The sequence below is a fragment of the Streptococcus acidominimus genome (assembly GCF_001921825.1).
Lineage (GTDB): Bacteria > Bacillota > Bacilli > Lactobacillales > Streptococcaceae > Streptococcus > Streptococcus acidominimus.
In genome coordinates, this window is the sequence record NZ_MSJL01000021.1 from 14,980 (window position 1) to 38,515 (window position 23,536).

The window sequence follows — 23,536 nt, forward strand, 5'->3', positions numbered from 1 at the left end:
AATACACTCCGAATCAGTCGAAAGCATTTTCAATGGTCGCAATGCTACTTTACTACATTTTATTTGGAGTCGGGACGCTTGCTTTTTGCGTGTTCTCAAAAATAGTGTTATAATCACGGTTGGAAGAATTACCAAAGAGAAAGCCTTTTCTAAAGCGTTCGTAGTTTCTTTGCATACTCTGAAAACTTAAGAAAACGAAAAAAGCCATCTCAAACCGATAAGGCTGAGACTTTGACTGTTTTTCGATGTATCTGTTCGGTAGCTGAACTAATAAATGAAAGAAAAGAACCTATCCGTTATCGGGCGGTAACATCAGTAGTCATCAAGATATAGGCATTTCCTCTATCTTTTATACTTGAATTCATCTTGCTATATTGAGAAAAGTAAATATACTGGCACATACCCCCGTTATCATAAGGAGTAAGAAATATATGAACAATGATGCTTTGCGTGCGGTGGTCTTAGCGGGGGATTATGGCTATATTCGCCAAATCGAAACCGTTCTCAAATCACTGACCTATCATAACAAGCAACTCAAAATCTACGTCTTCAATCAAGATATACCAAAAGAGTGGTTCCTCTATCACCAACAACGTCTCAACCAGATAGGGAGCGACTTGGTAGATATAAAGCTACTAGGCGTAGCCCTCAATAAAGAATGGTCCGCAGGCTTTTCCCATATCAATTTTATGACCTTTGCCCGCTACTTTATCCCTCAATTTGTAGCAGAAGATAGGGTGCTTTATCTCGATAGTGATATGGTGGTCACATTCTGCCTAGACCAACTCTTCTCTCTGGATATTTCCGGCTGCTACTTAGCTGCCGTCAGAGCAACCTTTGGTTACGGGGTTGGGTTTAATTCGGGTATGCTGGTTATCAACAACCAGCGGTGGCGTGAAGAGAATATCACCGAACAATTGATTGCATTAACCGAGCAAGAGAAGGACACTATTTTAGAGGGGGATCAAACTATACTAAATCTACTACTCAGTCATAATATGATTTGGTTAGATGATACTTATAATTTTCAAATAGGGTTTGATTATGGTGCCTTTACCTACCGCCATCAGCATCTGTTCGATATTCAACTCGATCCGCTCCCTGCAATCATTCACTATATCTCTCCTGACAAGCCTTGGAATACTTTTTCATCTGGACGTTTACGAGAGGTATGGTGGTTCTACCATCTGATGGACTGGGGGACGATTATCGACAAGTGGCAATCTACTACAAGACCTATCCTTTTAGAGCAAACAAAAGGAAGAATCGTCACAATCACCAATACTCATGTATTAGAACAGGTTCATTATCTGATAGATGCTCTGCCTGATTATGAATTTCATATCGTTGCTTTCACAAATTTTCACGATGATATCCTACGTCTGGCGGGCAGAAAAAACGTCTTTCTCCATCCAAACGTGATCGACTATGTGCTAGAAGATATGCTAACGAACTGTGATATTTATTTAGATATCAATCATGGTACGAAATTGGATGAATTACTTGAACACGTCATCGCTCATTCCAAGCCTGTATTGTCATTTGACAATACTATCGCTTCTATTTTCAACAGCTACCCTTTGAAAACAGAAATTCCACATACAGCTCCTGAAAAGATGGTCACAATGATACAGCAAGTGGGAGCCCTTACTCAATAAAAATAAAAAACAAAGCCAGAAGCTACGTAAAAAAGATAACCTAGCGGGATTCTATGTTATAGCATATAACCAGAAGAACTTACAAAGCCCCAACGGTTCGTCGTTGAGGTCTTTGTTTTCATCAAAGAAGTCCGAAGCTGCGAACTTATCCTCCATATTGCGCGAAATCGCTCATCCATATCTATTTAAAGTAGGTAGCAAACAGAGAGACGGGAGCAAAAGATTTGATAAGAAACATTTAGAACCTGCAATATGAGTAAATTTTATTTTCAAGAGGTGTAAACCTCTAAAAACCTTATTCTATCAACATTTCTAAGAGGTAATATAGAACATCATGACAAATTTAAAGTAACAAAAATTAGGTTTCTTTACATCGCTTTACAGCTCCTAAACCCTTGATAATACTGACTTTTTAGAAAAACATATCTCCTTAGATTTCCATAGGTTTTCCTAGAAAGTCCACAAAAAGGTGAACAAAAAAAGAGCTTTACAGCTCCTTTACAACGAGTTCAGCAGGCAAGAACTGGCGTAGTAATCAGCTACGCTTTTTTGATTGCTGATAGGTCTATTATACTACATTCTACTGTATCCGAAAAGCCCAGCGAGTAGCTAGGCTTATACTTGCAATTCTTCACGAATTGCTTTCTGTAATAATTGACTGAAGTTGATTTTATGTTCTTTCCCAACCTCTACCAACCAACTAGGCAAGGTGACAGTCTTATTGACCACGCGCGAACACTCACGCTCACGAACTAGCTCGGTATCGACTGATATAGCCTGCAAGATGTCTTCATCGCTTGAAAGCTTCCCAGCTAGAGCCTTAAAGCTAGAAGGTTCTGGAAACTCCTTGCCCTCATCTTCAAACATGATGGTATAGATTTCAAGCACTTCACGAGCGTTATATATTGCCTCGTTCAAGGTGTCTGCCTCGCTGATTGCTCCGGGGAAATCTGGGAAAGTGATTGTATATCCGCCGTTTTCTGTATCCACTTCAAAAAGTGCTAGGTAAGTGTATTTCATAATAAAATAAGCCAATGGTAAGAGTACCCCTATTTAAGGGCAGGGGAGGAGTGTTCTCACTCCCCGTACAAGATTTTAAGAATGTTACTTAGTGTACCCGGTCTGTAATCTTTTTCCTTTGGTCTCGGTATCGTCACTGTCCGTCCGTCTGAATGCTTCCAAACTTCATGAGAACCTTTGCCGAGGTTAGTTTTACTAAAACCTTGCTTTTTAGCAATTTTCTTAAGCTCTCGCTCTGTCATTGGCTATCTCCTTTCTTTATCTTTAATTATATTATACACTTGTTTTTAACACTTGTCAACTGTTGCACGTGTTTTTTACAAATGTTTTCAACCTTGCTAGAACAGCCCTAAAATCACTTCTAACGGCTTTTAGTTTATCTGTGGCTAATTTATCGGACAAGCTGAAACAACGGCTAAAAGCTAGCTTATTTTTAATCTGGCAACGTTTCAAGCACTCCCTTTCTGTATTGCTTGGCAAAAGCAAGTAGAGCTTTATTTTTGAGATAGTTACATTGGCTTTCTTTAATTGGCTCAAAAGGTCTATTTTGCCTCTCAATCAACTGTCGGACGTCTTTCAACTCTCTACGCTCCAGGTAGTTCAGTATCAGTAGTTGGCGTAGTCGCTTGTTGTCAATGCCGTTTATTGCTGATTTTATCGCTTCTAGCTCTTGCTGTGCGGTCTCTCGGTCAATCGTAAGGCAATCCACGGGGTGAAAGTCGTTGCTATCTACCGGCAGGGTATAATCATCAGAATAGACCAACGTATCATCTCTAGCAATCCTCTGCCAGCGTGGGTACTCTTTCAGTTTGCGGTTGGCGTGCTTTCTAACTTGCTTCTTGTTCATTGATGTTCTCCAGACGCTCCAGGGCTTTCTTATGTAGTCTGTAAGTGTTTGAGAGTGAGTAGCCTATTAAATCTGCAACCTCCTTCCAACCTCTGCCATTTTGGTAGCGCTCAAGTAGTAGCCTCCTGTACGTTGGATTGTCTAGCTTGCTGATGAGGTCTAGCATGGCCTGCTGTTGCCCTTGTAGCTCCTCAATGCGTTTCAAATGTGCCTGCTCAACGTTGGCTAATGCAGACGGCAGGGAGCTGCATAGCTGTCTGTCTTTTTTCAACTCAGCTTCAAAGCTGGCCATCAATAGTCCAATCGTGTGTAATTCTTCTAGTCTTTGTCTAAAATCCACGGCTAGCCCTCCTTTGTGATATAATATTAGTACGGTTATTACATCACAATGAGTCAGCGCTTGCTGGCTTTTTTTATTTCTCGAGCTTCGTTCGAGCTTCAAGCACGCGCCACTGGATAAAAAGTCAGTTTTTGTCAGGAGCTGGCTAGATTACTTTAGCAGTCTTTTCTCTGTTCGCTCTCTGTTCGATTATTGAATTTATGTTTTTTACAACGCACGATACCTTTGTAAAACCTTAGTATTTGAAAAAAACTGCACCTCCCCTAAATCTCCCCAAACCTTAGCACTTTTAACTCCTTGCACCTTATCCGAACCTTACCATTTTTATATAGAAATCCGCCCCCTATTTCGTTTTATTTGTTTTGTTTGGGAACAGCCATAACGTTCCAATAGGTACGGCTGTAAATAAAATGCTAACTGGTACCGAAAAGTACCGACATATTCCTCCGGTATATTTTGGTAGGCAAAAAAAGTCACGGTTGGTCACTAGCTGGCAAATTTAAAAAAATGCACTTTTTTTCAATTTTGAAAAGCAGATAGCGTTCCAGTAGACCCTATAAAGCAAAAAATAGTTAAGTTTTGTTAAGTTGTATATTTTAGGAACACCTCTATATAGGATTTCATTCCCGTATTTTCCAGTAATTTGTGTGAATCTAGTGCTTGCACCCTGCTTTATCTCGATTTTGAGTTTTTGGTTATTCGTCTATATAGAATTTTGTTCCGACATTTTCCGATATTTTTCACCCAGTCTATAGGATTTTATTTCAAGTTTTTTCAAGTTCTGCTTCTATTTTATCAAAAAAAGAAGAGGCGCGTGCCTCCTCTCCTTTAGGTATAATCATGTAGCCCCTTGTATTCCTTGGCTGTGTCTAACTCTTTCAGTAGCTTCAAGACACCCTCACCGAGTAATTCCAGCGTTCCGTGTGCGGCTTCCTGCCCAAAAACCGTCATCAGTTTTTAAGATTGCTCCTTGGCTGCATGCCCATATGAAAAACAATCGTATAAATTTTTGTTTACTCGCAATCTGTTGGATTAATTCCCCACGTCTGAAATCTTCCCAATGGGTGATGTAAGATACATGGGAATAGGTCGGCTCTAATAAATCCAGCTTCACCTCTTCAGCATTACGATATATAGTCCGTGTGTTTCGGTGTATTCGTGGCGCTTCTGATAGCAATAATCTTTCACTTTTTCCATAGTTATGCCCTCTCCAATTCTGGGTATCTGGGTCATAGATTAACATTTTTCTGACCCTATCAAAAATATACCTCATTGGTTCGTTTTCGGTCATCCATAGAATAATATCTGCAATATTCTCCATTGGAGGCATGTACTCAACAGCTAAAAAATTTTTGTTCTCTATCATAATTTTATCCCTTAAAAATAAAAGTTAAATAAGCACATCGGGAAAAATTCTCTTATTATTTTTTTGCTCGTGGAAGTGCAAGGGAACAGGATAAAGGGGCAGAGCTTACAGCCCCTTTTCCTTGTTCCTACTTCCACATTTCACGGAAAACTCCCAAACTACTACTGACGCTAGGCTGTAGTAGTCAGTGTCCCGATTTTGCATAAGTTAATTTTACCGTTAACTAACATTATTTAACATTATCTATAAAGACTATTAAATCAACCTTTTAAGTCTTTTTTGATTATTTAACATTTGGTAAAACTAACATCAATTAACATACTTTACAACTACCTACAGTATGTAGTTAAATTTAACGTTAAATGGCGGTTAAATCATGTTAAAATTTAACATGTTTTTAACGTTAAATTAACACTTAACATCACCTACAAAACTTGGTAAAGTCCATCGATGACTTGGATATTTCCTCCTGTTTTTTTATACCATGCTGAAATTGTCTGACGGCTAACTTCTAAAGTTTCAGCTAATTCTTTTTGGTTGGGATACTGACTATGTTTGCTGTAAAATTGTTCAATGCCATTTGAGAGCTTTTCAGTATAGATTTCCCGTTCTTGTTCTAGTTCAATCTCAGACTTCTTAATATTACTTTTGTATTCTATTCCTGGTTCGTGAAATTCAAGTATCTTGTCAGTGTCCTGTTTGAGGATTGGATAATAGAAAAGATTATCTATCGCTTCTTGCGGTGGCAATGAATTGGCAATAGTTTCTAATCTCCAGTAAGTCCTATACTTTATCGGATTGTCCAAGGCATCAAAACTCGCTATAATAGCTTGATAGGTTTCAAGAGGCAGTGAGTTTAGTGCGGTTTCTAAATGTTGCCGTAACTCTTCTGCTGTACTTGTCTCACGTTCAATATATCGATCTGTTACATTCATCAAATAATATTTTTTATTGTGAGTGTTTAACGTTGTTTTGGCTAAATCCCAAACAGCGTGTAAACGTTCAACCCTCAATAATTCAGGGTCTAGCTTCAAAGGAAAAAGTTCCAATAAAATATCGCTATAATTTAATGAATCGGACCATTTGGCCATTTCTCGTGCTTCTTCATTCCCTTTTGGTCTATGGTCATGACTTTCCGTAAAAATTAAGCAACAGTTTTGTAATCTGATTAGGCGGTCAAACTCGCTTAACTTATCTTCTTGTTGCCACGCTGTCACCAAAGGGACATTATCTAATGAATCTATGATAACAACCCTGTACCCTTGGCCAGTAATCACTTGGCTAATATCATTAATCAATTGTGTGCAATTTTTTGGGGTAGGAATATCTAAAATATCAATATTTGCCACTTGTGTGCGGTCAAGTTGTAAATGCTCCAGTGCTTTATTAAAACGGAATATACATTCATGTTTAGATATATTTAAATTTACGTATAATACTTTAGAATTAATACATTGCCAACCTAGCCAATTTATGCCGTATCCAATAGCTACAGCCAAATGAATCGCCAAGCTAGTTTTTAAAGATACTTTGGGAGCTGAAATAGCCATTTTTTGTCCTCTTCTTAGTAGCCCACTGATCAATGTTGGTTCACGTAAGGCTTGTTCTTCTGCTACTTCAGATAATTTAATAATCGTATGCTGTTCGTCTGTTGATACTGTCATTCATGTTTTCTCCGTTTCTTTTTGAGTTTCTTCAAGCGTTGTTGCTCTTTGATTTGTTCAAAAGTTAGTTGCCTGTCTTTCACGTTGCTTTCTCGGCCAATTCGTAGCCCGCGTAGTGCTGGGTGCTTTAGATGTTTACCGCCCATTTTTCACCCCCAAGAATAATAAAATATCGCTTACTTTGTAATAGGCTTTACGCGTCTCCTCAAGTGGTGGCTGGTAGCGTTTCAAGCCTGCATGTTCCCACTTCTGCAAGGTGTTGTATTTTATGCTTAGTTCGTCCTGCACCTCTTGGGCTGTCATTAGCCCCAATATACGAGGCTTTGGCTTGTTGTAGTGTTCCAGAAAAGTATTGACCGCTGAAAGGTTCTGCTCTAGTAGCCGTTGTTCATAACCTGTACTAAAAATACCGCTCATACTAACCCACCTTTCAAGTATTTGTCCTGCTCGTTCAGATTGCCATACTTAATCACCTCAAGACGTTTCTGTTCCTCTGTGACTTGCTTATCAAGTTCTATCATGCCTTGAAAGCGTTCTGCGTCATTGGTCGGGAAATAGTAGCCGGGGTTGTGTCCTCGGACGTTTCCTATTGGGATTTTGTAGGAAACAGTCAGACGTTGCACAATCTCCCGTATCGCTCGCTCACTTAGTCCGGTTATCCTCTGTATTTCTCGATTGGTAATAGGTCGCTCGCTACCTGTTGGAATAAGCTCCAGCACGCGCCTATAATTATCTGGTAACGTCATTCAGTACCTCCTAATTGTAATATCGCCCTTGAGCTTGAATATAAGCCCCGTAGTTGGCGTTTTGTAGCTTACGGGTATCTTTCTGTTTCGGCTCAATATCAAGCCGAAAATAGCCCAGATTGCGCCATAGGAAGATGTTCACGATTGCTAGAACAATCACCAAAGCTAGCTTCTGTTCCATGGGTAGGTTGAGTTCATCTAGCATGGTTGTCCCTCTCTTCTAGCTTATCGACTAGCTGTTGGATAGCCATATTCATGATGTTTAAGGTTGCGTAAGAGCTATTTCTATCATCAAGACTTAGCGCCATATCAGATACGGTTACTAGGTCTATTAGTTGTGCTTTTACATCGTCATAATCAATCATCATGCCACTAGTTAAATCTTCGTAGTTATCTAAAATTTTGCCTTTATCCATTCTTTTTCCTCTCGTTTTGGTTTTTACTATCCAATCATTTTTCTGCGGTAGCATAGTTCACAAATTTGTGATATAATCAAATCAATACTAAAACCCTTTTAATAACGGCTTGCCTGCTTGTTATTATTTGGTTTTTACTAAATTGTCGAGGCTTGAAAGTTTGGTCGCTTGCCAAGCCTTTTTTGTTGTCGTTTTTTAACAGTTCTAATAGCCGTTTTCAGCTCTTGTTTTCTTCTCTGGTATATTTACCCTCGGGAGATATTTCAGTTCCGTTTTCGTGCGTTCCTGTGTACGATATTCAGCGTAGAATTGATTCTATCCTCTCCCGTAGAGAATGCCCACGTCAAGAACTTAAAGATTGCGGTCAATATTCCTATAGCTCTTCCTCCTCTCACGCGCCTGTGGTGCGTTTTGGTCTGAATACCATTGCCTTGATGTCTTGATAGCCCATGCCTAGGTTAATCATAGCGATTGTCATATCCTCTAGTGCTTGGTATCTGACTAGCTCGGTACTGGTTAGACTGTCAATGCCATTGTATCCGCCACGTTCAGCCATGAGTTGCTTTTTATTCAATCCGCTAGCACCTTTCAGCAAGAGATTGGTAACGGTTGAATGCGCGTGCTTTGGCGCTTGTTCCCAGCTCTCGATAGCCTCATGCAATTCTTTGCGCTTCGGGCGTTCCAAGGCACGCTGTAGCTTGAAATTGGCATTTTCTTTTTCCAATTCCTCGATATATTCGTATATCCAAGCTCGGAAAATTTTCCCTTTTTCAGTTCGTGATAACATACCGATTTCAAAGATACCTCGTTTGTTGAATAAGCGAGTTTCTTGGGTACCGCCCGTGTTGTAGGGTACCTTTGTCACAATGGAATACTTACTATCTCTTAAATATGGGTTGCGTTCTAGCATTTTCTCAATAGCTCTACGGCTCTGATACCCAAAGCCCTGCGTTAATTGTTCGATAGTGACTAGGATTTCTCTATCTTTGCTTAGGAAAAAGTCAATTTCAATTTCTCCAAATTCGCCTTTTTCTTTTTTGATAATTTGCATTGTGTACCTCTTTCCGTTATTTCTGATCTAAAAAAAGTTTAACAAATTAAACATTTTGGCTATAAAAAATCTTCGACTGTACAATTAAGAGCTACTGCTAAACGAGTAAGGGTCAAAAGTTTGACATCTTTTTCTTTTCCAGTTTCTAAAAAAGAAATGATAGACCGTGAAACTTTTGACTTTTTAGCTAGCTCCTCTTGAGAAAGACCTTGAGACTTTCGGATTTCTGCTATTTTGGTACCGTTCAAATATTTTACCTCCTATTCTTTAAAAAGTTAAACCCATTAAACCCAGGGTTATAAAAATAAAGGTAATCACCTTACTCTTAAAGTTTAACTCATTAAACAAAATTTGTCAAGCGTATTAAACAAAAATGATTGATATTTTTTTGACACCGTTGTATAATAGACTAAACAAAAACGGATAGAAGAGGTCTAAAAATATGAGAATAGGCGATATCGTAAAAGAATATAGAAAAAGGAATAAGCTGACTATGCAAGAATTCGCTGATAAAATTGGCAAAACCAAAGGATATATTTCAATGTTAGAAAAAGGAGAGAACCCTCAAACCCATAAACCTATTGCGCCAACCTTTGAAACGTTAAAAGAAATCTCCAAAGCTATGGGAATCGAACTTAATACCCTCATTCAGCAATTAGATGGTGACCAGATTGTAAAAGTCAATTCCACAAGATATGACTGGGATGATGAGGAAGAAAACTTGAGAAACTGGGGCACTTATGACTGGGACGGAAATTTTTCCCCTTCATTATTTCATGAAGATATTTTTATCGGAATAAAGGATACCCTATCAGATATTGAGGAAATCACTTTTACACGTAGCGATATAGAAACATTTTACTCATCTTGTATCACTAATAATATAAGGATTACGAATCGTACTAGCTTAATTGGATACTTAAAAAAGTCAATCCACGGCTTTAATGAGTTAGTTCATGGCATATCTGATTTTGATGAAAAATCATTAGACAGCGGTCTCTTGTCAATCCTTATTAGAAATAGAAACAAATATAAATTTTATTTAAGTAAATTAGAAACTAACCTACACACATACTCACAAGGGGGTTACTCATAGTAAGCCCCATACCCTCACGGTATACCGCGGTGCTTTATCCTCTCAGTGGCTCTCTGGTGGGCGCTGTGGGGTGTTTCCTCGGCGTTCGCTCGGAGTTCAGCACGTCGGCTGATGTTCCTAAATTTCGTAACGTTCCGATATTTGCCAACGTTGGCAAATTTGAAAGAATTTCATCATCTGCGCGTGGGTTAGAAAAGGTGAGATTTTGACAAAGTAGACGAAAGCACAGACAAGCACAATTGACAATTTCATAAAACAAAGCTATAATGGACATAGAAAAAGGGAACTGCGCAAACAGTCCCCCCAGGTAACACCGTTTAAGACGGTAGCCGTTGCCGTTTCTTGTTTAATTACAAACCGTCCACGATTGGCTAAAGTGTGGGACGGTTTTTTATTTGTTCTTGCTGTTCAGAATCGCTACAATCAGACCACCAAAAGCAATCATCAAGGATAGCACTTCATAAACTGACAAGCTCTGCCGTCTCCTTTCCGTTGGATTTTGTGACTTACATACATAAGCACCACCCCCAGACTAGGCTACAGCTACCGTCTCAACTTTGTTACGGGAGTATTATATCAAATCGGCAGACTTTCCACAAGCTCACAGGAGAGCCTCTACTGCGTTCTACCCCACGTTGGCATAATTAGCCACCTACTCCAAAACAAACGAAACAGGGGCGTTCTCGTAACGCTCTGCGTGATATAAAACCCTTTTAATAACGGCTTGCCTGCTGATAGAAAGGTATATCATGAAAATAACAGAAGTAAAAAAGAAAGACGGGACAACTGTGTACCGTGCTAGCGTTTATCTGGGAGTAGACCAGGTAACGGGTAAGAAGGTCAAAACCACCGTATCGGGAAGAACCAAGAAAGAGGTCAACCAAAAGGCAAGGCACGCGCAACTGGATTTTAAAGCTAATGGGGCAACGGTCTACAAGACGGTAAAAGTTGCCAATTATAAAGAGTTAGCTGAGCTATGGCTGGAGAGCTACAAGCTAACCGTGAAGCCTCAAAGCTACCACGATACCTACTTTTTATTCAAAAAGCACCTACTACCAACGTTCGGTAGTTTGAAATTGGACAGTATCACCCCAGCGTTCATACAGTATTTTGTAAATAGCTTATCGAAAGAGCTGGTAAATTTTAGAACAATCCATTCAATCAATCGGCGCATTCTTCAGTATGCTGTTGTTATGCAGTTGATTCCATACAATCCAGCCCGTGATATTATTCTACCCGCTCAGCAAAAAGAGGGGCGTAAGGCTATCAAGTTCATTGCTCCCGAAGATTTGAAAATATTTCTGGATTATATGGAAAAGTTATCTCAGCAAAAATATAGCTATTACTTTGATTATGTTCTATACAGTGTTCTCCTTGCCACTGGTTGTCGATTTGGTGAATTGGTTGCCCTTGAATGGTCTGATATTGACCTAGAGACAAGAACAATCAGTATCACCAAGAATTATAACCGCATTGTAAAGCACATAGGAAGCCCAAAGAGTAAAGCAGGGATAAGAACAATCAGCATAGACAAAAAAACAGCTCTCATACTCAAACAGTACCAGAACCGCCAACGGCTGATATTTTTAGAAGTCGGGGCGCGTGCTCCGTCTGTGGTATTTGCTACGCCAACCAAAGAGTATCAAAATATGGGAACAAGGCAAGAGGCACTGGATAGACGTTGCAAAGAATCGGGTATCCCTCGCTTTACCTTTCACGCTTTCCGACACACTCACGCTAGTTTATTACTCAATGCTGGTATTAGCTACAAAGAATTGCAGTATCGTCTAGGACATGCTAATATAACAATGACATTAGACATCTACTCGCACCTATCCAAGGACAAAGAAAATGAAGCTGTTTCCTATTTTGAGAAAGCTATCAATTCTCTCTAGTCCACAAAAAGGTGAACAAATTTATATTTTTTAGAGTGTAAACCTCTAAAAACCTTATTCTATCAACATTTCTAAGAGGTAATATAGAACATCATGACAAATTTAAAGTTTCAATCCGTATTCGATATCATCGGTCCGGTCATGATTGGACCATCATCTAGCCATACAGCGGGAGCTGTCCGTATCGGCAAAATTGTCTCATCTATCTTTGGAGAGACACCGACAGAAGTCGAATTTCAACTCTACAATTCCTTTGCTAAAACTTATCGGGGTCACGGTACTGATGTCGCTCTGGTTGCAGGTATCTTAGGCATGGATACCGATGATCCTCGCATTCCAGATTCTCTTGATATTGCTCGAGAAAGAGGCATTAAAGTCTACTGGAAAATCAATAAGGATAGCAAGGCTCCCCACCCGAATACGACCCGTATTATCATCAAAAATGATCACAAATCGATTTCAGCAACCGGTGTATCTATTGGCGGAGGAAATATTCAGGTAACCGAGTTAAATGGTTTTGCGGTCAACCTCAATATGAATACACCAACCATCATCATTGTTCATCAGGATGTCCCTGGAATGATTGCAAAAGTAACGGATATTCTTTCAAAATATGACATCAATATCGCACAGATGAATGTGACCCGTGAAAGTGCGGGAGAGAAAGCCATTATGATTATTGAGGTCGATTCCAGACAATGTGGAGGTTCCATCACTGAAATTGAAGAGATCCCGCATTTACACAATGTCAACTTCTTTAACTAGAAAGAGAAAACTATGTTTTACACAATTGAAGAGCTGGTAACACAAGCCAATGAACGATTTTCAGGAAATGTCGCTGAACTCATGATTGAAACTGAAATCGAACTCACGGGGCGTTCTCGTGAGGAGATAGTGACAATTATGTCAAGAAACTTGACAGTTATGAAATCTTCTATCATCGATGGTCTATCAGAGAGCAAATCTGTCTCTGGTCTAACAGGGGGCGACGCAGCCAAACTCGAACGCTATATCCAGTCTGGTAAAAGTCTATCAGACAAAACGATTCTCTCTGCTGCCCGCAATGCCATTGCTGTCAATGAATTAAATGCCAAAATGGGACTGGTCTGCGCTACACCGACCGCTGGTTCTGCTGGATGCTTGCCCGCTGTCTTAGGGGTAGCCATTGACAAACTTGGACTGACAGAAAAAGAACAACTTGACTTCCTCTTTACAGCAGGAGCTTTTGGACTTGTCATCGCCAACAATGCTTCGATTTCTGGAGCAGAGGGTGGCTGTCAAGCTGAAGTTGGCTCTGCAGCAGCCATGTCTGCTGCGGCACTTACCTTAGCCGCAGGCGGAGATGCCTTTCAAGCCAGTCAAGCTATCTGCTTTGTCATCAAAAATATGCTCGGTCTGATTTGTGATCCTGTCGCTGGTCTCGTTGAAGTCCCTTGTGTCAAGCGAAATGCCATGGGAGCTAGTTATGCACTCGTTGCAGCTGATATGGCACTAGCAGGAATCCAGTCAAAAATACCTGCTGACGAGGTCATTCTTGCCATGTATCAGGTCGGATCCAGCCTACCTACTGCCTTTCGAGAAACAGCAGAAGGCGGACTTGCGATTACTCCGACCGGCAAACGCCTTGCCCAACAAATCTTTGGAAATGATTAAAAGGAATTGGAATGTCCTATCCATTGAAAAAGTTGAAATTTTCCTTACTCCTTAGGTGCTAGGTTCAAAGCTTCACATTCTATAAAGACTGTTATAGTCATTTAGTTTATATTTTTATTACTTCGTTAACTCGTCTTGCTGTACCCCAGTACTACCTGCGACTCGTTGCCTAGTACTAAAAATAAACTAAACGGCTATGATACTCGTCAAAAATCAAATTTTGACATTGTTCATTCACCTTGCTGAATAAAAAGCTCCAATGTAATTTTTAGCCTGTTCCCTAAAAACAAGAAAGAACAGAGTTCTACCTCCGGCTTCATTGCCTAGTCAGATTTTGATTTTTTATAGAGTATAGGGTAGGAGGATAACATAGATGTGAAACTCGGGTCAAACCTGCTCCTATCTTACGAGCCATAAGTCTCTAACAAAGCATAGTGTTACTCAAGCTAGGTTCACAGTAGGTGTCTGATTGCAGCTGTCACTACGATGCAATTTTAAAAAAACATAAATATTTATATAAGGCTGGGCTTTTTACCCAAGCCATTTTTCATATAAAAAAAGACCGAAGCATATTCGATCTTTCTATGTCTAATACCAGCCGTTTGCTAACCAGAACTGTTGCGCAGCAGACCATGAACCATAACGATTGGCTACATAGGCATCTGCTACACGTTCTTGATTTTCTGCTGAATAATCACCATTCAAATAACTATTTGTCAGTTGGTAACGACCATAGTAAATTCCATTTTGTGCAGTATAGCTACCACCTGATTCCTTTTGAGCAATCCATTCTTTCGCTGCCGCTTCATCACCAGCAACAGGAGAGGTATACGTTGCAGGTGCTTCAGCAACTACTGAAGTCCCTTGCACTGTTTGTGCTGAAGCTGGTGCAGGCTGATTACCTTTTTTTACTGTTGAAGCATCAACCTTACCATTTCCCAATTCCAAGACTTGATCCACATAAATCATATTTGGATTAGCAATCTTGTTCAATGATACTAATGCCTCAACCGATGTTTGATAAGTCAAGGCAATGTGAGATAAGGTATCTCCAGACTTCACCTTATAAGTATCTGCACTTGCGACACTTGCGAGCAAGAATGCACTCATTGCCACAAGTCCTGCAATCAGTCCTTTTAGTTGTTTTCTTGTCATTATCATGTTTGATATATAGTCCTTTCTTTCAACTGTTTTCTATCATACAACCTAATTGTTACTCTCACTTTGTGAAAAGATTACAAATGTTACAAATAGATGTAGATTCAGCAAAAAAGCGCCACTTAGGCGCATTTTTTTCTATTTTTTCACTAACTTTTCAGATAATAAAGAAGAAGCCCAAGGATCACCATAGTAACTAAAACCAAGCTATCTGCCAGCTTCCATTCTAAGATCCGATACTTGGTTCGACCGTCTCCTCCTTGATAACCACGCGCTTCCATAGCAGTTGCCAAGGCATCTGCCCGCTTAAAACTGGAAGCAAATAGGGGGATTAGGATGGGAATGACCGATTTGACCTTTTGAACCAAGCTCCCCTCTCCAAAATCAACACCACGCGCCCGTTGGGCATTCATAATCCGTGTAGTATCATCCATTAAGGTCGGTACAAAGCGCAGGCTCATCGAGAGCATCAAGCCAATTTCATGTACTGGTACTTTCAAATAGGTAAGAGGGGCAAGACCCGCTTCAATACCGTCTGCCAGACTGAGGGGCATTGTGGTCAAGGTCAGAAGGGTTGATAGGAAAATAATCAAGACAAAGCGTACAAAGATGATGCCCGCTTGCTGAAGTCCCTCCTCCGTCACTTTCAAAATCCAGAATTGCCACAAAACCTCATGACCACCCGTGAAAAAAATTTGGAAAAAGGTTGTAAACAGGATAATACCAATCATCGGTTTGACACCATTGAGGAAAAAACTCAATTTTATCTTCGATAAGAATACAAGGATCAAGACAAAGCCAACTAATAGAGCGTTGGTCACCAAATTATTTGCCCAAAAAATAATCAATAAAAAACTCATCATCGCAAGCAATTTGCTGCGCGGATCCAAGCGATGAAGGATCGAATCACCCGGGATATAACGACCTAAAATTAACTTATCCATGCGCTACTACCTCAACAAATTCGTCCATAGTGATTGGTAAACGCTCAAAGACAAATCCTTTCCGTTCTAAATTCGCTGCAAATTTTGTAATTTTAGGGACTCCCAGTTGGATACTTTCCATAAAATCAACTTCCTGAAATACATCTCTAGGACTTCCTGATTTGACCAATTTACCCTTGGACATAATAAAGACAGTATCTGCAAAATCCGCTACATCATCCATCAAATGGGTTACTAGAACAATGGTCATCCCTGACTGGTGGAGTTGTTTAAAGATAGACATCAGCTCCTTACGACCAGCCGGATCAAGTCCTGCGGTCGGTTCATCAAGAACCAAGACCTTAGGTTCCATGGCTAGAATACCTGCAATGGCAACCCGGCGCATTTGACCACCAGACAGTTCAAAGGGACTGCGGTCAAACAGGTCTTCCGAGAGACCGACCCAGGCTAATTTTTCACGCGCAATCGCTTCTGCCTCCTCCTTTGATATACCAAAATTCTGGGGTCCAAAGGCAACATCTTTCAAAACCGTTTCTTCAAAAACCTGACTTTCTGGAAACTGGAAAACGAGCCCAACTTTCTTACGAACCTGCTTAATATCCTTATTGACAGAGGTCGGTGTAATACAAAAATCATCAATCAAAACAGTTCCTGACGTTGGGATATTCAGCCCATTTAACAACTGTAAAATCGTCGATTTTCCTGACCCAGTATGCCCAATAATCGCAGTATAAGAACCATCTACAATCTCCAAGTCGACACCAAAAAGTGCCCGCCCTTCAAAAGGGGTGTTCGCCTGATATGTATAATCTACTTGTTGGAGAGTAATGCCCATAATCTTTCTTCTAATTCCTCTTCTGTAAAATAGCGCGACGGCACATCAAGCCCTTTTTCACGTAATTGCTGAACTAGGGCTGCTGTAAACGGCTGATCTAGTCCTAAATCCTGCAAATCGTCACGCATAAACAATTCTGATGGATGACTAATCGATTCAATTTGTCCTTTGTTCATAACCATCACTCGGTCACTCAAGGCAACTTCGTCTAAATCATGCGTAATAGAGATAACCGTAATGTGATGTTTTTCCTTGATTTCCTTGACAATTCGAATCAAGTCCAAACGTCCCTCAGGATCCAGCATACTTGTCGCCTCATCAAGGATAATAATGTTTGGACGCAAGGCAACCACTCCTGCAATCGCAACACGCTGTTTCTGACCGCCTGACAACCTCGCTGGTTCACGCCTTTTAAAATCCGTCATTCCAACCAATTCCAAGGCCTCTTGCACCCGTTGCATCATGTCTTCTAGGGGAACACCTTGATTTTCTAAGCCGAAAGCAACATCATCTTCAACGGTTGCTCCGACAAACTGATTATCTGGATTTTGAAACACCATACCAATCTGACGGCGCTTTTCCCAGACATTTTCTGGTGTTAAGAGGTCACCTGAAATGATAATCTCCCCAGATTCTGCCTCCAATAGTCCATCAATCAGACGAACCGTCGTTGATTTGCCCGAACCATTATGACCGATAATGGAGAGCCATTCTCCTTGTTTCACGTGAAACGACACATCCTTCAAGGTATAGTCGTCATCTTCAAGGTCGTATTTATAGCTTACTTGCTTTACTTCAATTATATTTGTCATTACTTAAAGGTATCCTTAAATAAATAAGAAGCACCCTTGAAATAGTCATAACCTGAATAAAGGGTGAAAAATAGAGCAATATAGAGAGTAATCACTCCTAACAACTGCAAATGGAGTAAGAGAAAAATAATGGCAAACATTTGAGAAAATGTTTTAATTTTACCAGGCATTGCCGCAGCAAGCACTGTTCCTCCATTTTCAACCAAGAGCAGACGCAACCCCGTGACAGCCAACTCCCGACAAATAATTATTGCCACAATCCATGCCGGAGCAAATCCGATCTCTACTAGCATAATAAAGGCTGTCATCACCAAAATCTTATCTGCCATTGGATCAGCAAATTTCCCAAAATTGGTCACCACCTGCCATTTACGAGCCAGGTAACCATCGAGATAATCGGTCAAGCTAGCTAAGGCAAAGAGCACTGCTGCTAATAGATGACTAGCTAGGTTATTCCACACACTCAAAACAAGTATGAAGATGGGGATGACCAGAATGCGACCAAGCGTTAAAGCATTAGGAATATGTTCTTTTTTCATAGTAGTCCTCATTGTTCAATTGTCAAAATGACGTTGCCTGACTGATTGGTCAAAGCAGATGTATCCAATTTTTGACCTGCAATCGTAATATCAACTCCACGAACAACACCTAGTACCAAGGTTGCCGTAGTCGTTCCTAACGGAAGCGTTGCTGATACAGTAGGAGATTCTGGAGATAGGGTAAAACCACCTGCAATTTCTGTACCGGTTAAGCTAACCCAGCTTGTCACACTGGATACAGAAAGGGCAATCGTTACAGGTTCTTTTACTCCCTTAACTGTTACTGCCAAATCGTTTCCTCCACCAGAGGTAACTAAAGTCACACTAGCTGCTTGACTGCTAGAAGATGGTTCGGTGGTGGAAGAAGATGAGCTGCTAGAAGATTGGCTCTCTACCTCTTTCGTTGTGGTAGACTGGGAGATCACGCTATAAGAAGTGCTTGTCTCGCTCGTTCGTGCCTGATTTTGTACACGGCTGTAAACAATATAGGTCACAAAACATAAAATAAAGGTTGAAGCAAGCAATAGATAAATAAGCGGTAAATAAGACGTTTTTTTCTTTTTCACCTTGTAGCTTCTTCGAAGTTCAGACTGTAACTCCACCTCTTCTCCTGCCTCATAATACATCACTAAACTATTTCGGTCATAGGCATCGAGCAATACAGCAGCATCCAGCTCCAACACTTCAGCATACCGCTGTAAAAAGGAGCGAGCATAGGCTTTATCTGGAATATATTCAAAATCATTGTACTCTAAAGCCTGTAAATATTTTGCCTGAATCTTCGTCATTCTCTGTAAATCAGCAAAATTCCAACCACGACTTTCCCTAGCTGCCCGCAATACCTCTCCTATACTTTTTTGTCTCATAAGTTCCTCTCTCTATCAATTAGTTTTCAATACCATATTGTACCAAAAATTTAGGGAAATTTCGATGCTAATTCACTTTTATTTTGGAAAAATCATAAAATCTGTCATGTCACATTGACCTATAAATCTCCGTCCAACCTCTACCACTTCTTCTAATGTCAGACTAGTCAAAAGCTCCGGAATATCAAAAATCGATTCTGTCTCTGAAAAATACGTCACAAAATAAGCAACTGTAAACTCTAAAGAATTAAGGCTACGGATAAATTCACCATACATCTGATTCTTTAGGATTTGGAAATGCTCCTGCGTCACATCTTCGTCTCTCTCAAAGTTCAACAAAGCCTTACGCAACTGACTTGAAAGAGTGATTGGTTCCGCCGTATCACCTGTCACCACTACAAAATGATAACCTTGTTGAACCTCGACATGGAAACTCAAAGAATGGTCTATTTTATTGGTCTCATAGAGGGTCTGATAGCGTTTAGAAGTCCGTCCGATTAACATGGAGAGTAAAAAGGACAGGCAGATTCGATAATACTGCTCTTTTCCTGGCGAAATAAGATCATTTCCTCGAAGACCAATGGCCAATTTTGGGAGGGCTACCTCCCAGCTCTCCCTACCATGCTCGTTAATCGCTTCTTTCTTGAGATGGGTCGTCACTCGCTGCTCTTCCTCTATCGTCTGGTCTCCCGCTTGATTGGCTGCGATCCATTCAAACACCTCGTGAATATCAACATCCCCCATAACAACCAATGTCATCCGGTTCGGCTTATAAAACTGCTGGAAACTCTCCTGCAAGATTGCAGCCGAAATCTCCCGAATGGAATCCCGTGTCCCTGCAATATCCTCAGCCAAAGCTGTATTAGGATAGAGACACTTTAAAATCCCGAGATAAAGACGATGATCGGGGTCATCTGCATACATTTCAATTTCTTGAGTGATGATTTCTTTTTCTCGCTCCACACTCTCCTCAGTAAAATGCGTCTCCCTCACCATTTTCTGGAGCAAGTCGAGCGGTTGACGAAGCTCCCCAGTTGTCGAAAAAAAGTAGCTTGTCTGATGAAAACTGGTATAGGCATTGGCAGTAGCACCGTATCTTGCAAACTCCTGCACGATATCATCACCCTCTGCCGTTTCGAATAACTTATGTTCTAAAAAATGCGCAATCCCAACTGGATGACTCTTGTCAAGATTGTCAACAGTTGTAAACATACTGTCAAGCGATCCGACATCAACTGTCATAATGGCATAGGTCTCATGAAACTCTTTTTTAGGAATCAGAACAACTCTCAAGCCATTTTCTAAGCTGCCGTAGTAAATAGGACTGCTTAAGTAAGGATAGGTCTTTTCAGTTACGTTCATCTTTACTGTATCGCTCCTTCCATAAAATAAACTGCTTGTAGTCGAACCAGCTGTGCAACACGAATAACATCATCTCTTGACACCTTGTTGACAGCATTCATCCATTCTGCCAATTCAAGTTGGTCATCACCAAAAATAACCTTGTTATAGGCATGCTCTATTAACTGTCCCTGCTTATCCTGAGAAAGGGTTGCAGAGTGAATCAACATCGTTTTTGCTCGCTCTAGTTCTTCTTCTGTAAAGTAGCCCCTCTTAATATCTAGTAGCTGCTTACTAATCAAGCGCATGCTCTTGCGGCGATTTTCCTTATCGATACCTGCGTAGACCTTCAAGAACCCAGAGAAGATATTTAACTGACTGCCAATCGTATAAGCAAGTCCTTCTTTTTCACGAACATTAGTAAACAATTTAGAGTGCGAAAAGGCACCAAATAAACCATTGAAGACCAGTAAAGGAATATGATTGACATCATTGTAAAGCACCTGTACATGATAGGCTAACTCTAAGATTGACTGAGCAGCTTCCTTGCGCTCCATCTTTTCCTTGATAATATTCGAAAAGGGAGGTTGGTAGGTAAATTCTAATTTTGGATTGCGGTAGGAAAAACGAAACTCTTTCAGACGTTTGGACACCATCTCCTGATCGACTTCTCCGGAAACGAAAATATCAATTCGATCTAAATGAAGCATGTTCTGTAAAGTCTTGTAAACTGTCTGAGCTGTTTCTCTTTCTACTAGATCACGTTTCCCAATACGCGGAACTTTCAAGTGCTCATCTTCAAAAAACAGGGCTGCCAACTCCACATCTGCATGGTAGAAATGATCCTCTACCTCCGAATCCAGATAATTCACTAAATTGGTCTTTTCAATCTCAAATAATGTTGGCTCAAATCCGTTTTTAATTCTCAAAGGCTGAAAGAGGCTGGCATAGAAAAAATCAAGCAAGGATAAGGTCAGATCTGTTCCATCTGGCAGGTAGTTTGACTTGATATAAGACATTTTTATCTCAATAATGTGTACCTTGCCCCTTTTTGATACACTGGTTGAAAATTGGGCTCCGTACAAGTCCGCCAAGCGTTGATGGAATAAACGAGAAGTTGGGTAGGCTTGATTGGCTGTATCAAGGATATTAGAAACCAGTACCCGTCCAGCAACTGTTTCTGTATCCATTGGCGCAGCAAAACGGACCAATACTTGATTGGTCGTAAACTTCTCTGCGGGAATAAAGTGAAGCTGAACACCTTCTTGTAATTTCATGTATGCCCCCTCTAAAACATTCTAGCTTCAATTATACCATTTTATGGTATAATTAACTGAAACGAGGTAATTTATGGACTACAAATTATACGATGACCACATCATTCTACAAGCACTGTTAAAGGAAGTGGGTCTTATCCAAAGTGGAGGGGCCATCAAGGGATTTTTACAGGAATATCCTGTCTTTTTTAATGGTGAGAAAGAAGAGCGTAGACGCAAAAAAATCCGTATTGGAGATGTCGTCAGCATTCCCAGCCACGAGGTAACCATCACAATGGTTGCACCAACAGCTGCTGAACAAGAGGAATATGAGAGGGATCGGGCTGAAAAGGAACGCGTTGCCCAGCTCGTCAAACAGCTAAATGCCCAACATAAGAAAAGTAACAATACCCCTCCTACAAAGACCAGCAAGAATAGACAGAAAAAAGCACCTGTCCGCTTTCCAGGTACCTAAGCATGTGGCTCGAATCATTACGTTTACAGCATTTCCGTAATTACCAAGACTTGGACATCAACTTTCATAATGGTTTAAATGTCTTTCTAGGACAAAATGCACAGGGAAAGACCAATATCCTTGAAAGTATTTATTTCTTAGCCCTAACGCGCAGTCACCGGACGCGTGTTGACAAGGACTTGATGCAGTTCCAGCAGAAAAATCTTTCCATCAGCGGCATACTCCATCGTCAAATCGGTAAACTTCCACTTGACATTGAGTTGACAGAAAAAGGACGGATAACCAAGATCAATCATCTCAAACAATCCAAATTATCAGAGTATATCGGTCACATGAATGTCGTCCTTTTTGCTCCAGAAGATTTACAGTTGATTAAAGGACCACCTGCTCTTAGAAGGAAGTTTATTGATGTTGAATTGGGCCAGATTAAGCCGCTCTATCTGTCTGATTTATCCAATTATAACCATATCCTCAAGCAGCGGAATACCTACTTAAAATCGACAGATACCATTGATGAAACCTTTCTCTCTGTCCTAGACCAACAACTGGCTGAATATGGTAGTAAGGTCATTTTACAGCGCCTAGACTTTCTAAAAAAATTAGAATGCTTTGGGAATGCCAAAGTTAGAGAGATCTCTGAACAGCGTGAGGAGTTAACGATCCAATACCAATCTTCTATCAAGTTTACAGGAGAAGACAACTTAGTTGACGTTTTTTTGACAGAATTGTCAAGATGTCGTAAACGCGATTTATTCAAAAAAAATACAGGTGTTGGTCCCCATCGTGATGATATTGCTTTTTTCTTGAACAGTGTCAACGCCCATTACGGAAGTCAGGGGCAACATCGTAGTCTTGTCCTATCACTCAAATTAGCTGAAATTGAACTGATGAAAGAGGTCACACGCGAATACCCGATACTACTACTTGATGATGTGATGAGTGAACTTGACAACAACCGTCAAGTCAAATTGCTCGAAACTATCTCACATACCATTCAGACCTTCATTACGACAACCAGTCTCGATCACCTGTCAAAACTACCTGAAGAAGTTAAAATCTTTACGGTCAAGCAAGGACAAATTGAAGAACAGGACATACATGATTAGTTCTAGCGTTTAAGATTATATAGGCAAAAAGGATAGGAAAGCCCTATCCTTTTTATTACTTGCTTTACATACCTGTCAAGCGGTATGCTTAAAATTGAACACACCTTAAACTCTGTATGAAACTTTAATTGATTCCGTAGCTGTTCCATACAGATATGGACACCCTAGCTTTCTCGCTTCAACAGTCTGGAAAGACTAGACTGTTGAAGATTAGAGATATAGCCGTGTCAAACACCTTTTATAGCCGTTTAGTTTATTTTTAGTACTAGGCAACGAGTCGCAGGTAGTACTGGGGGACAGCAAGACGAGTTAACGAAACATAAGATATAGTTGTTTCACTCTAAAATCCATGATATAATAGAACCATGACATATAGTATTGATTTTAGAAAACGTGTAATCTCTTTCGTTCAGGAAGGGCATACTCGAACAGAAGCCTGCGAACTATTTGGT

28 protein-coding genes are annotated in these 23,536 nt (G+C 40.3%); 7 read left to right on the top strand and 21 right to left on the bottom strand.

The features are described from left to right. Nucleotides 1-431: 431 nt before the first annotated feature. Complete coding sequence (locus BU200_RS05610) at nt 432-1,658, top strand: glycosyltransferase (RefSeq protein ID WP_075099240.1); 1,227 nt, start codon at nt 432-434, stop codon at nt 1,656-1,658. Between the two features lie 615 nt (nt 1,659-2,273). On the opposite strand, the gene BU200_RS05615 is transcribed toward BU200_RS05610, so the two are convergent. The 12 genes from BU200_RS05615 to BU200_RS05670 form a co-directional block, all read right to left on the bottom strand. After that, nucleotides 2,274-2,693 carry a type II toxin-antitoxin system HicB family antitoxin gene (locus tag BU200_RS05615; protein ID WP_244912629.1) on the bottom strand — a complete coding sequence of 140 codons (420 nt, stop codon included), beginning with the start codon at nt 2,691-2,693 and terminating at the stop codon, nt 2,274-2,276. Between the two features lie 41 nt (nt 2,694-2,734). Continuing rightward, complete coding sequence (locus BU200_RS05620; protein WP_075099242.1) at nt 2,735-2,920, bottom strand: type II toxin-antitoxin system HicA family toxin; 186 nt, start codon at nt 2,918-2,920, stop codon at nt 2,735-2,737. A 191-nt stretch (nt 2,921-3,111) separates the two neighbouring features. Continuing rightward, nucleotides 3,112-3,525, bottom strand: a complete 414-nt coding sequence (locus BU200_RS05625) for an ArpU family phage packaging/lysis transcriptional regulator (RefSeq protein ID WP_075099243.1) — start codon at nt 3,523-3,525, stop codon at nt 3,112-3,114. After that, a complete protein-coding gene (locus BU200_RS05630; RefSeq protein WP_075099244.1) occupies nt 3,506-3,865 on the bottom strand; it encodes a sigma-70 RNA polymerase sigma factor region 4 domain-containing protein in 360 nt (119 codons plus the stop codon). Before BU200_RS05630 ends, BU200_RS05625 begins: the two co-directional genes overlap by 20 nt. 828 nt (nt 3,866-4,693) lie before the next feature. Continuing rightward, nucleotides 4,694-4,816, bottom strand: a complete 123-nt coding sequence (locus BU200_RS11690; protein WP_280523031.1) for a hypothetical protein — start codon at nt 4,814-4,816, stop codon at nt 4,694-4,696. 840 nt (nt 4,817-5,656) lie between these two features. Continuing rightward, entirely contained in the window at nt 5,657-6,895 is a 1,239-nt protein-coding gene (locus BU200_RS05640; protein WP_083609368.1) for an AAA family ATPase, read from the bottom strand. A 135-nt stretch (nt 6,896-7,030) separates the two neighbouring features. Further along, on the bottom strand, nt 7,031-7,312 hold the full coding sequence (locus tag BU200_RS05645; RefSeq protein ID WP_075099246.1) for a hypothetical protein: 282 nt from the start codon (nt 7,310-7,312) through the stop codon (nt 7,031-7,033). Beyond that, a complete protein-coding gene (locus BU200_RS05650; protein ID WP_075099247.1) occupies nt 7,309-7,641 on the bottom strand; it encodes a DNA-binding protein in 333 nt (110 codons plus the stop codon). The genes BU200_RS05645 and BU200_RS05650 overlap by 4 nt, the downstream gene beginning before the upstream one ends. A gap of 10 nt (nt 7,642-7,651) precedes the next feature. Next, complete coding sequence (locus BU200_RS05655) at nt 7,652-7,846, bottom strand: hypothetical protein (protein WP_075099248.1); 195 nt, start codon at nt 7,844-7,846, stop codon at nt 7,652-7,654. Next, entirely contained in the window at nt 7,836-8,057 is a 222-nt protein-coding gene (locus BU200_RS05660; protein WP_075099249.1) for a hypothetical protein, read from the bottom strand. The genes BU200_RS05655 and BU200_RS05660 overlap by 11 nt, the downstream gene beginning before the upstream one ends. Nucleotides 8,058-8,448: 391 nt before the next feature. Then, nucleotides 8,449-9,108 (bottom strand): BRO family protein, encoded by a 660-nt coding sequence (locus tag BU200_RS05665; RefSeq protein WP_075099250.1) that lies wholly within the window; start codon nt 9,106-9,108, stop codon nt 8,449-8,451. A 59-nt stretch (nt 9,109-9,167) separates the two neighbouring features. Further along, the gene (locus BU200_RS05670) at nt 9,168-9,356 is read right to left on the bottom strand and encodes a helix-turn-helix domain-containing protein (protein WP_075099251.1); all 189 of its coding nucleotides are present in this window, start codon (nt 9,354-9,356) and stop codon (nt 9,168-9,170) included. A 194-nt stretch (nt 9,357-9,550) separates the two neighbouring features. On the opposite strand from BU200_RS05670, the gene BU200_RS05675 reads away from it, so the two are divergent. After that, nucleotides 9,551-10,204, top strand: a complete 654-nt coding sequence (locus BU200_RS05675) for a helix-turn-helix domain-containing protein (RefSeq protein WP_075099252.1) — start codon at nt 9,551-9,553, stop codon at nt 10,202-10,204. 391 nt (nt 10,205-10,595) lie between these two features. Here BU200_RS05675 and BU200_RS11770 read toward each other — a convergent pair whose 3' ends face one another. Further along, nucleotides 10,596-10,676, bottom strand: coding sequence for a putative holin-like toxin (locus tag BU200_RS11770; protein WP_425328997.1), 81 nt, complete (start codon nt 10,674-10,676; stop codon nt 10,596-10,598). Nucleotides 10,677-10,953: 277 nt separating this feature from the next. On the opposite strand from BU200_RS11770, the gene BU200_RS05685 reads away from it, so the two are divergent. From BU200_RS05685 to sdaAA, 3 genes are all read left to right on the top strand, one after another. Beyond that, entirely contained in the window at nt 10,954-12,099 is a 1,146-nt protein-coding gene (locus BU200_RS05685) for a tyrosine-type recombinase/integrase (protein ID WP_075099253.1), read from the top strand. A gap of 93 nt (nt 12,100-12,192) precedes the next feature. Beyond that, nucleotides 12,193-12,864, top strand: a complete 672-nt coding sequence (sdaAB, locus tag BU200_RS05690; protein ID WP_075099254.1) for an L-serine ammonia-lyase, iron-sulfur-dependent subunit beta — start codon at nt 12,193-12,195, stop codon at nt 12,862-12,864. Between the two features lie 12 nt (nt 12,865-12,876). Then, nucleotides 12,877-13,752, top strand: a complete 876-nt coding sequence (gene sdaAA / locus BU200_RS05695) for an L-serine ammonia-lyase, iron-sulfur-dependent, subunit alpha (protein ID WP_075099255.1) — start codon at nt 12,877-12,879, stop codon at nt 13,750-13,752. Between the two features lie 588 nt (nt 13,753-14,340). Here sdaAA and apf read toward each other — a convergent pair. The 8 genes from apf to yfmF all read right to left on the bottom strand — a co-directional run bounded on the left by apf (nt 14,341) and on the right by yfmF (nt 21,524). Further along, the gene (apf, locus tag BU200_RS05700) at nt 14,341-14,913 is read right to left on the bottom strand and encodes an aggregation-promoting factor (RefSeq protein WP_075099256.1); all 573 of its coding nucleotides are present in this window, start codon (nt 14,911-14,913) and stop codon (nt 14,341-14,343) included. Between the two features lie 146 nt (nt 14,914-15,059). Continuing rightward, complete coding sequence (locus BU200_RS05705; protein WP_075099257.1) at nt 15,060-15,854, bottom strand: energy-coupling factor transporter transmembrane component T family protein; 795 nt, start codon at nt 15,852-15,854, stop codon at nt 15,060-15,062. Continuing rightward, entirely contained in the window at nt 15,847-16,689 is an 843-nt protein-coding gene (locus BU200_RS05710) for an energy-coupling factor ABC transporter ATP-binding protein (protein ID WP_075099258.1), read from the bottom strand. Before BU200_RS05710 ends, BU200_RS05705 begins: the two co-directional genes overlap by 8 nt. Then, nucleotides 16,665-17,501 (bottom strand): energy-coupling factor ABC transporter ATP-binding protein, encoded by an 837-nt coding sequence (locus tag BU200_RS05715; protein ID WP_075099259.1) that lies wholly within the window; start codon nt 17,499-17,501, stop codon nt 16,665-16,667. The genes BU200_RS05710 and BU200_RS05715 overlap by 25 nt, the downstream gene beginning before the upstream one ends. Further along, nucleotides 17,501-18,040 (bottom strand): CDP-diacylglycerol--glycerol-3-phosphate 3-phosphatidyltransferase, encoded by a 540-nt coding sequence (gene pgsA / locus BU200_RS05720; RefSeq protein ID WP_075099260.1) that lies wholly within the window; start codon nt 18,038-18,040, stop codon nt 17,501-17,503. Before pgsA ends, BU200_RS05715 begins: the two co-directional genes overlap by 1 nt. An 8-nt stretch (nt 18,041-18,048) precedes the next feature. After that, on the bottom strand, nt 18,049-18,906 hold the full coding sequence (gene rodZ, locus BU200_RS05725) for a cytoskeleton protein RodZ (protein ID WP_075099261.1): 858 nt from the start codon (nt 18,904-18,906) through the stop codon (nt 18,049-18,051). Nucleotides 18,907-18,984: 78 nt separating this feature from the next. After that, complete coding sequence (yfmH, locus tag BU200_RS05730; protein ID WP_075099262.1) at nt 18,985-20,268, bottom strand: EF-P 5-aminopentanol modification-associated protein YfmH; 1,284 nt, start codon at nt 20,266-20,268, stop codon at nt 18,985-18,987. Between the two features lie 2 nt (nt 20,269-20,270). Beyond that, the gene (gene yfmF, locus BU200_RS05735) at nt 20,271-21,524 is read right to left on the bottom strand and encodes an EF-P 5-aminopentanol modification-associated protein YfmF (RefSeq protein WP_075099263.1); all 1,254 of its coding nucleotides are present in this window, start codon (nt 21,522-21,524) and stop codon (nt 20,271-20,273) included. Between the two features lie 73 nt (nt 21,525-21,597). Here yfmF and BU200_RS05740 point away from each other — a divergent pair, with 73 nt between their 5' ends. Continuing rightward, on the top strand, nt 21,598-21,978 hold the full coding sequence (locus BU200_RS05740; RefSeq protein ID WP_075099264.1) for an RNA-binding S4 domain-containing protein: 381 nt from the start codon (nt 21,598-21,600) through the stop codon (nt 21,976-21,978). A gap of 2 nt (nt 21,979-21,980) precedes the next feature. Beyond that, nucleotides 21,981-23,084: a DNA replication/repair protein RecF gene (recF, locus tag BU200_RS05745; protein ID WP_075099265.1), complete on the top strand. Its 1,104-nt coding sequence runs from the start codon at nt 21,981-21,983 to the stop codon at nt 23,082-23,084. Nucleotides 23,085-23,536: the final 452 nt, after the last annotated feature.

What these genes read in the sequence shown, in the direction of transcription:
- BU200_RS05610 (WP_075099240.1), top strand. Translation starts at nt 432, where the DNA reads ATGAACAATGATGCTTTGCGTGCGGTGGTCTTAGCGGGGGATTATGGC.
- BU200_RS05620 (WP_075099242.1), bottom strand. Translation starts at nt 2,920, where the DNA reads ATGACAGAGCGAGAGCTTAAGAAAATTGCTAAAAAGCAAGGTTTTAGT.
- BU200_RS05625 (WP_075099243.1), bottom strand. Translation starts at nt 3,525, where the DNA reads ATGAACAAGAAGCAAGTTAGAAAGCACGCCAACCGCAAACTGAAAGAG.
- BU200_RS11690 (WP_280523031.1), bottom strand. Translation starts at nt 4,816, where the DNA reads ATGACGGTTTTTGGGCAGGAAGCCGCACACGGAACGCTGGAATTACTC.
- BU200_RS05640 (WP_083609368.1), bottom strand. Translation starts at nt 6,895, where the DNA reads ATGACAGTATCAACAGACGAACAGCATACGATTATTAAATTATCTGAA.
- BU200_RS05645 (WP_075099246.1), bottom strand. Translation starts at nt 7,312, where the DNA reads ATGAGCGGTATTTTTAGTACAGGTTATGAACAACGGCTACTAGAGCAG.
- BU200_RS05650 (WP_075099247.1), bottom strand. Translation starts at nt 7,641, where the DNA reads ATGACGTTACCAGATAATTATAGGCGCGTGCTGGAGCTTATTCCAACA.
- BU200_RS05655 (WP_075099248.1), bottom strand. Translation starts at nt 7,846, where the DNA reads ATGCTAGATGAACTCAACCTACCCATGGAACAGAAGCTAGCTTTGGTG.
- BU200_RS05660 (WP_075099249.1), bottom strand. Translation starts at nt 8,057, where the DNA reads ATGGATAAAGGCAAAATTTTAGATAACTACGAAGATTTAACTAGTGGC.
- BU200_RS05665 (WP_075099250.1), bottom strand. Translation starts at nt 9,108, where the DNA reads ATGCAAATTATCAAAAAAGAAAAAGGCGAATTTGGAGAAATTGAAATT.
- BU200_RS05675 (WP_075099252.1), top strand. Translation starts at nt 9,551, where the DNA reads ATGAGAATAGGCGATATCGTAAAAGAATATAGAAAAAGGAATAAGCTG.
- BU200_RS05685 (WP_075099253.1), top strand. Translation starts at nt 10,954, where the DNA reads ATGAAAATAACAGAAGTAAAAAAGAAAGACGGGACAACTGTGTACCGT.
- sdaAB (WP_075099254.1), top strand. Translation starts at nt 12,193, where the DNA reads ATGACAAATTTAAAGTTTCAATCCGTATTCGATATCATCGGTCCGGTC.
- sdaAA (WP_075099255.1), top strand. Translation starts at nt 12,877, where the DNA reads ATGTTTTACACAATTGAAGAGCTGGTAACACAAGCCAATGAACGATTT.
- apf (WP_075099256.1), bottom strand. Translation starts at nt 14,913, where the DNA reads ATGATAATGACAAGAAAACAACTAAAAGGACTGATTGCAGGACTTGTG.
- BU200_RS05705 (WP_075099257.1), bottom strand. Translation starts at nt 15,854, where the DNA reads ATGGATAAGTTAATTTTAGGTCGTTATATCCCGGGTGATTCGATCCTT.
- BU200_RS05710 (WP_075099258.1), bottom strand. Translation starts at nt 16,689, where the DNA reads ATGGGCATTACTCTCCAACAAGTAGATTATACATATCAGGCGAACACC.
- BU200_RS05715 (WP_075099259.1), bottom strand. Translation starts at nt 17,501, where the DNA reads ATGACAAATATAATTGAAGTAAAGCAAGTAAGCTATAAATACGACCTT.
- pgsA (WP_075099260.1), bottom strand. Translation starts at nt 18,040, where the DNA reads ATGAAAAAAGAACATATTCCTAATGCTTTAACGCTTGGTCGCATTCTG.
- rodZ (WP_075099261.1), bottom strand. Translation starts at nt 18,906, where the DNA reads ATGAGACAAAAAAGTATAGGAGAGGTATTGCGGGCAGCTAGGGAAAGT.
- yfmH (WP_075099262.1), bottom strand. Translation starts at nt 20,268, where the DNA reads ATGAACGTAACTGAAAAGACCTATCCTTACTTAAGCAGTCCTATTTAC.
- yfmF (WP_075099263.1), bottom strand. Translation starts at nt 21,524, where the DNA reads ATGAAATTACAAGAAGGTGTTCAGCTTCACTTTATTCCCGCAGAGAAG.
- BU200_RS05740 (WP_075099264.1), top strand. Translation starts at nt 21,598, where the DNA reads ATGGACTACAAATTATACGATGACCACATCATTCTACAAGCACTGTTA.
- recF (WP_075099265.1), top strand. Translation starts at nt 21,981, where the DNA reads ATGTGGCTCGAATCATTACGTTTACAGCATTTCCGTAATTACCAAGAC.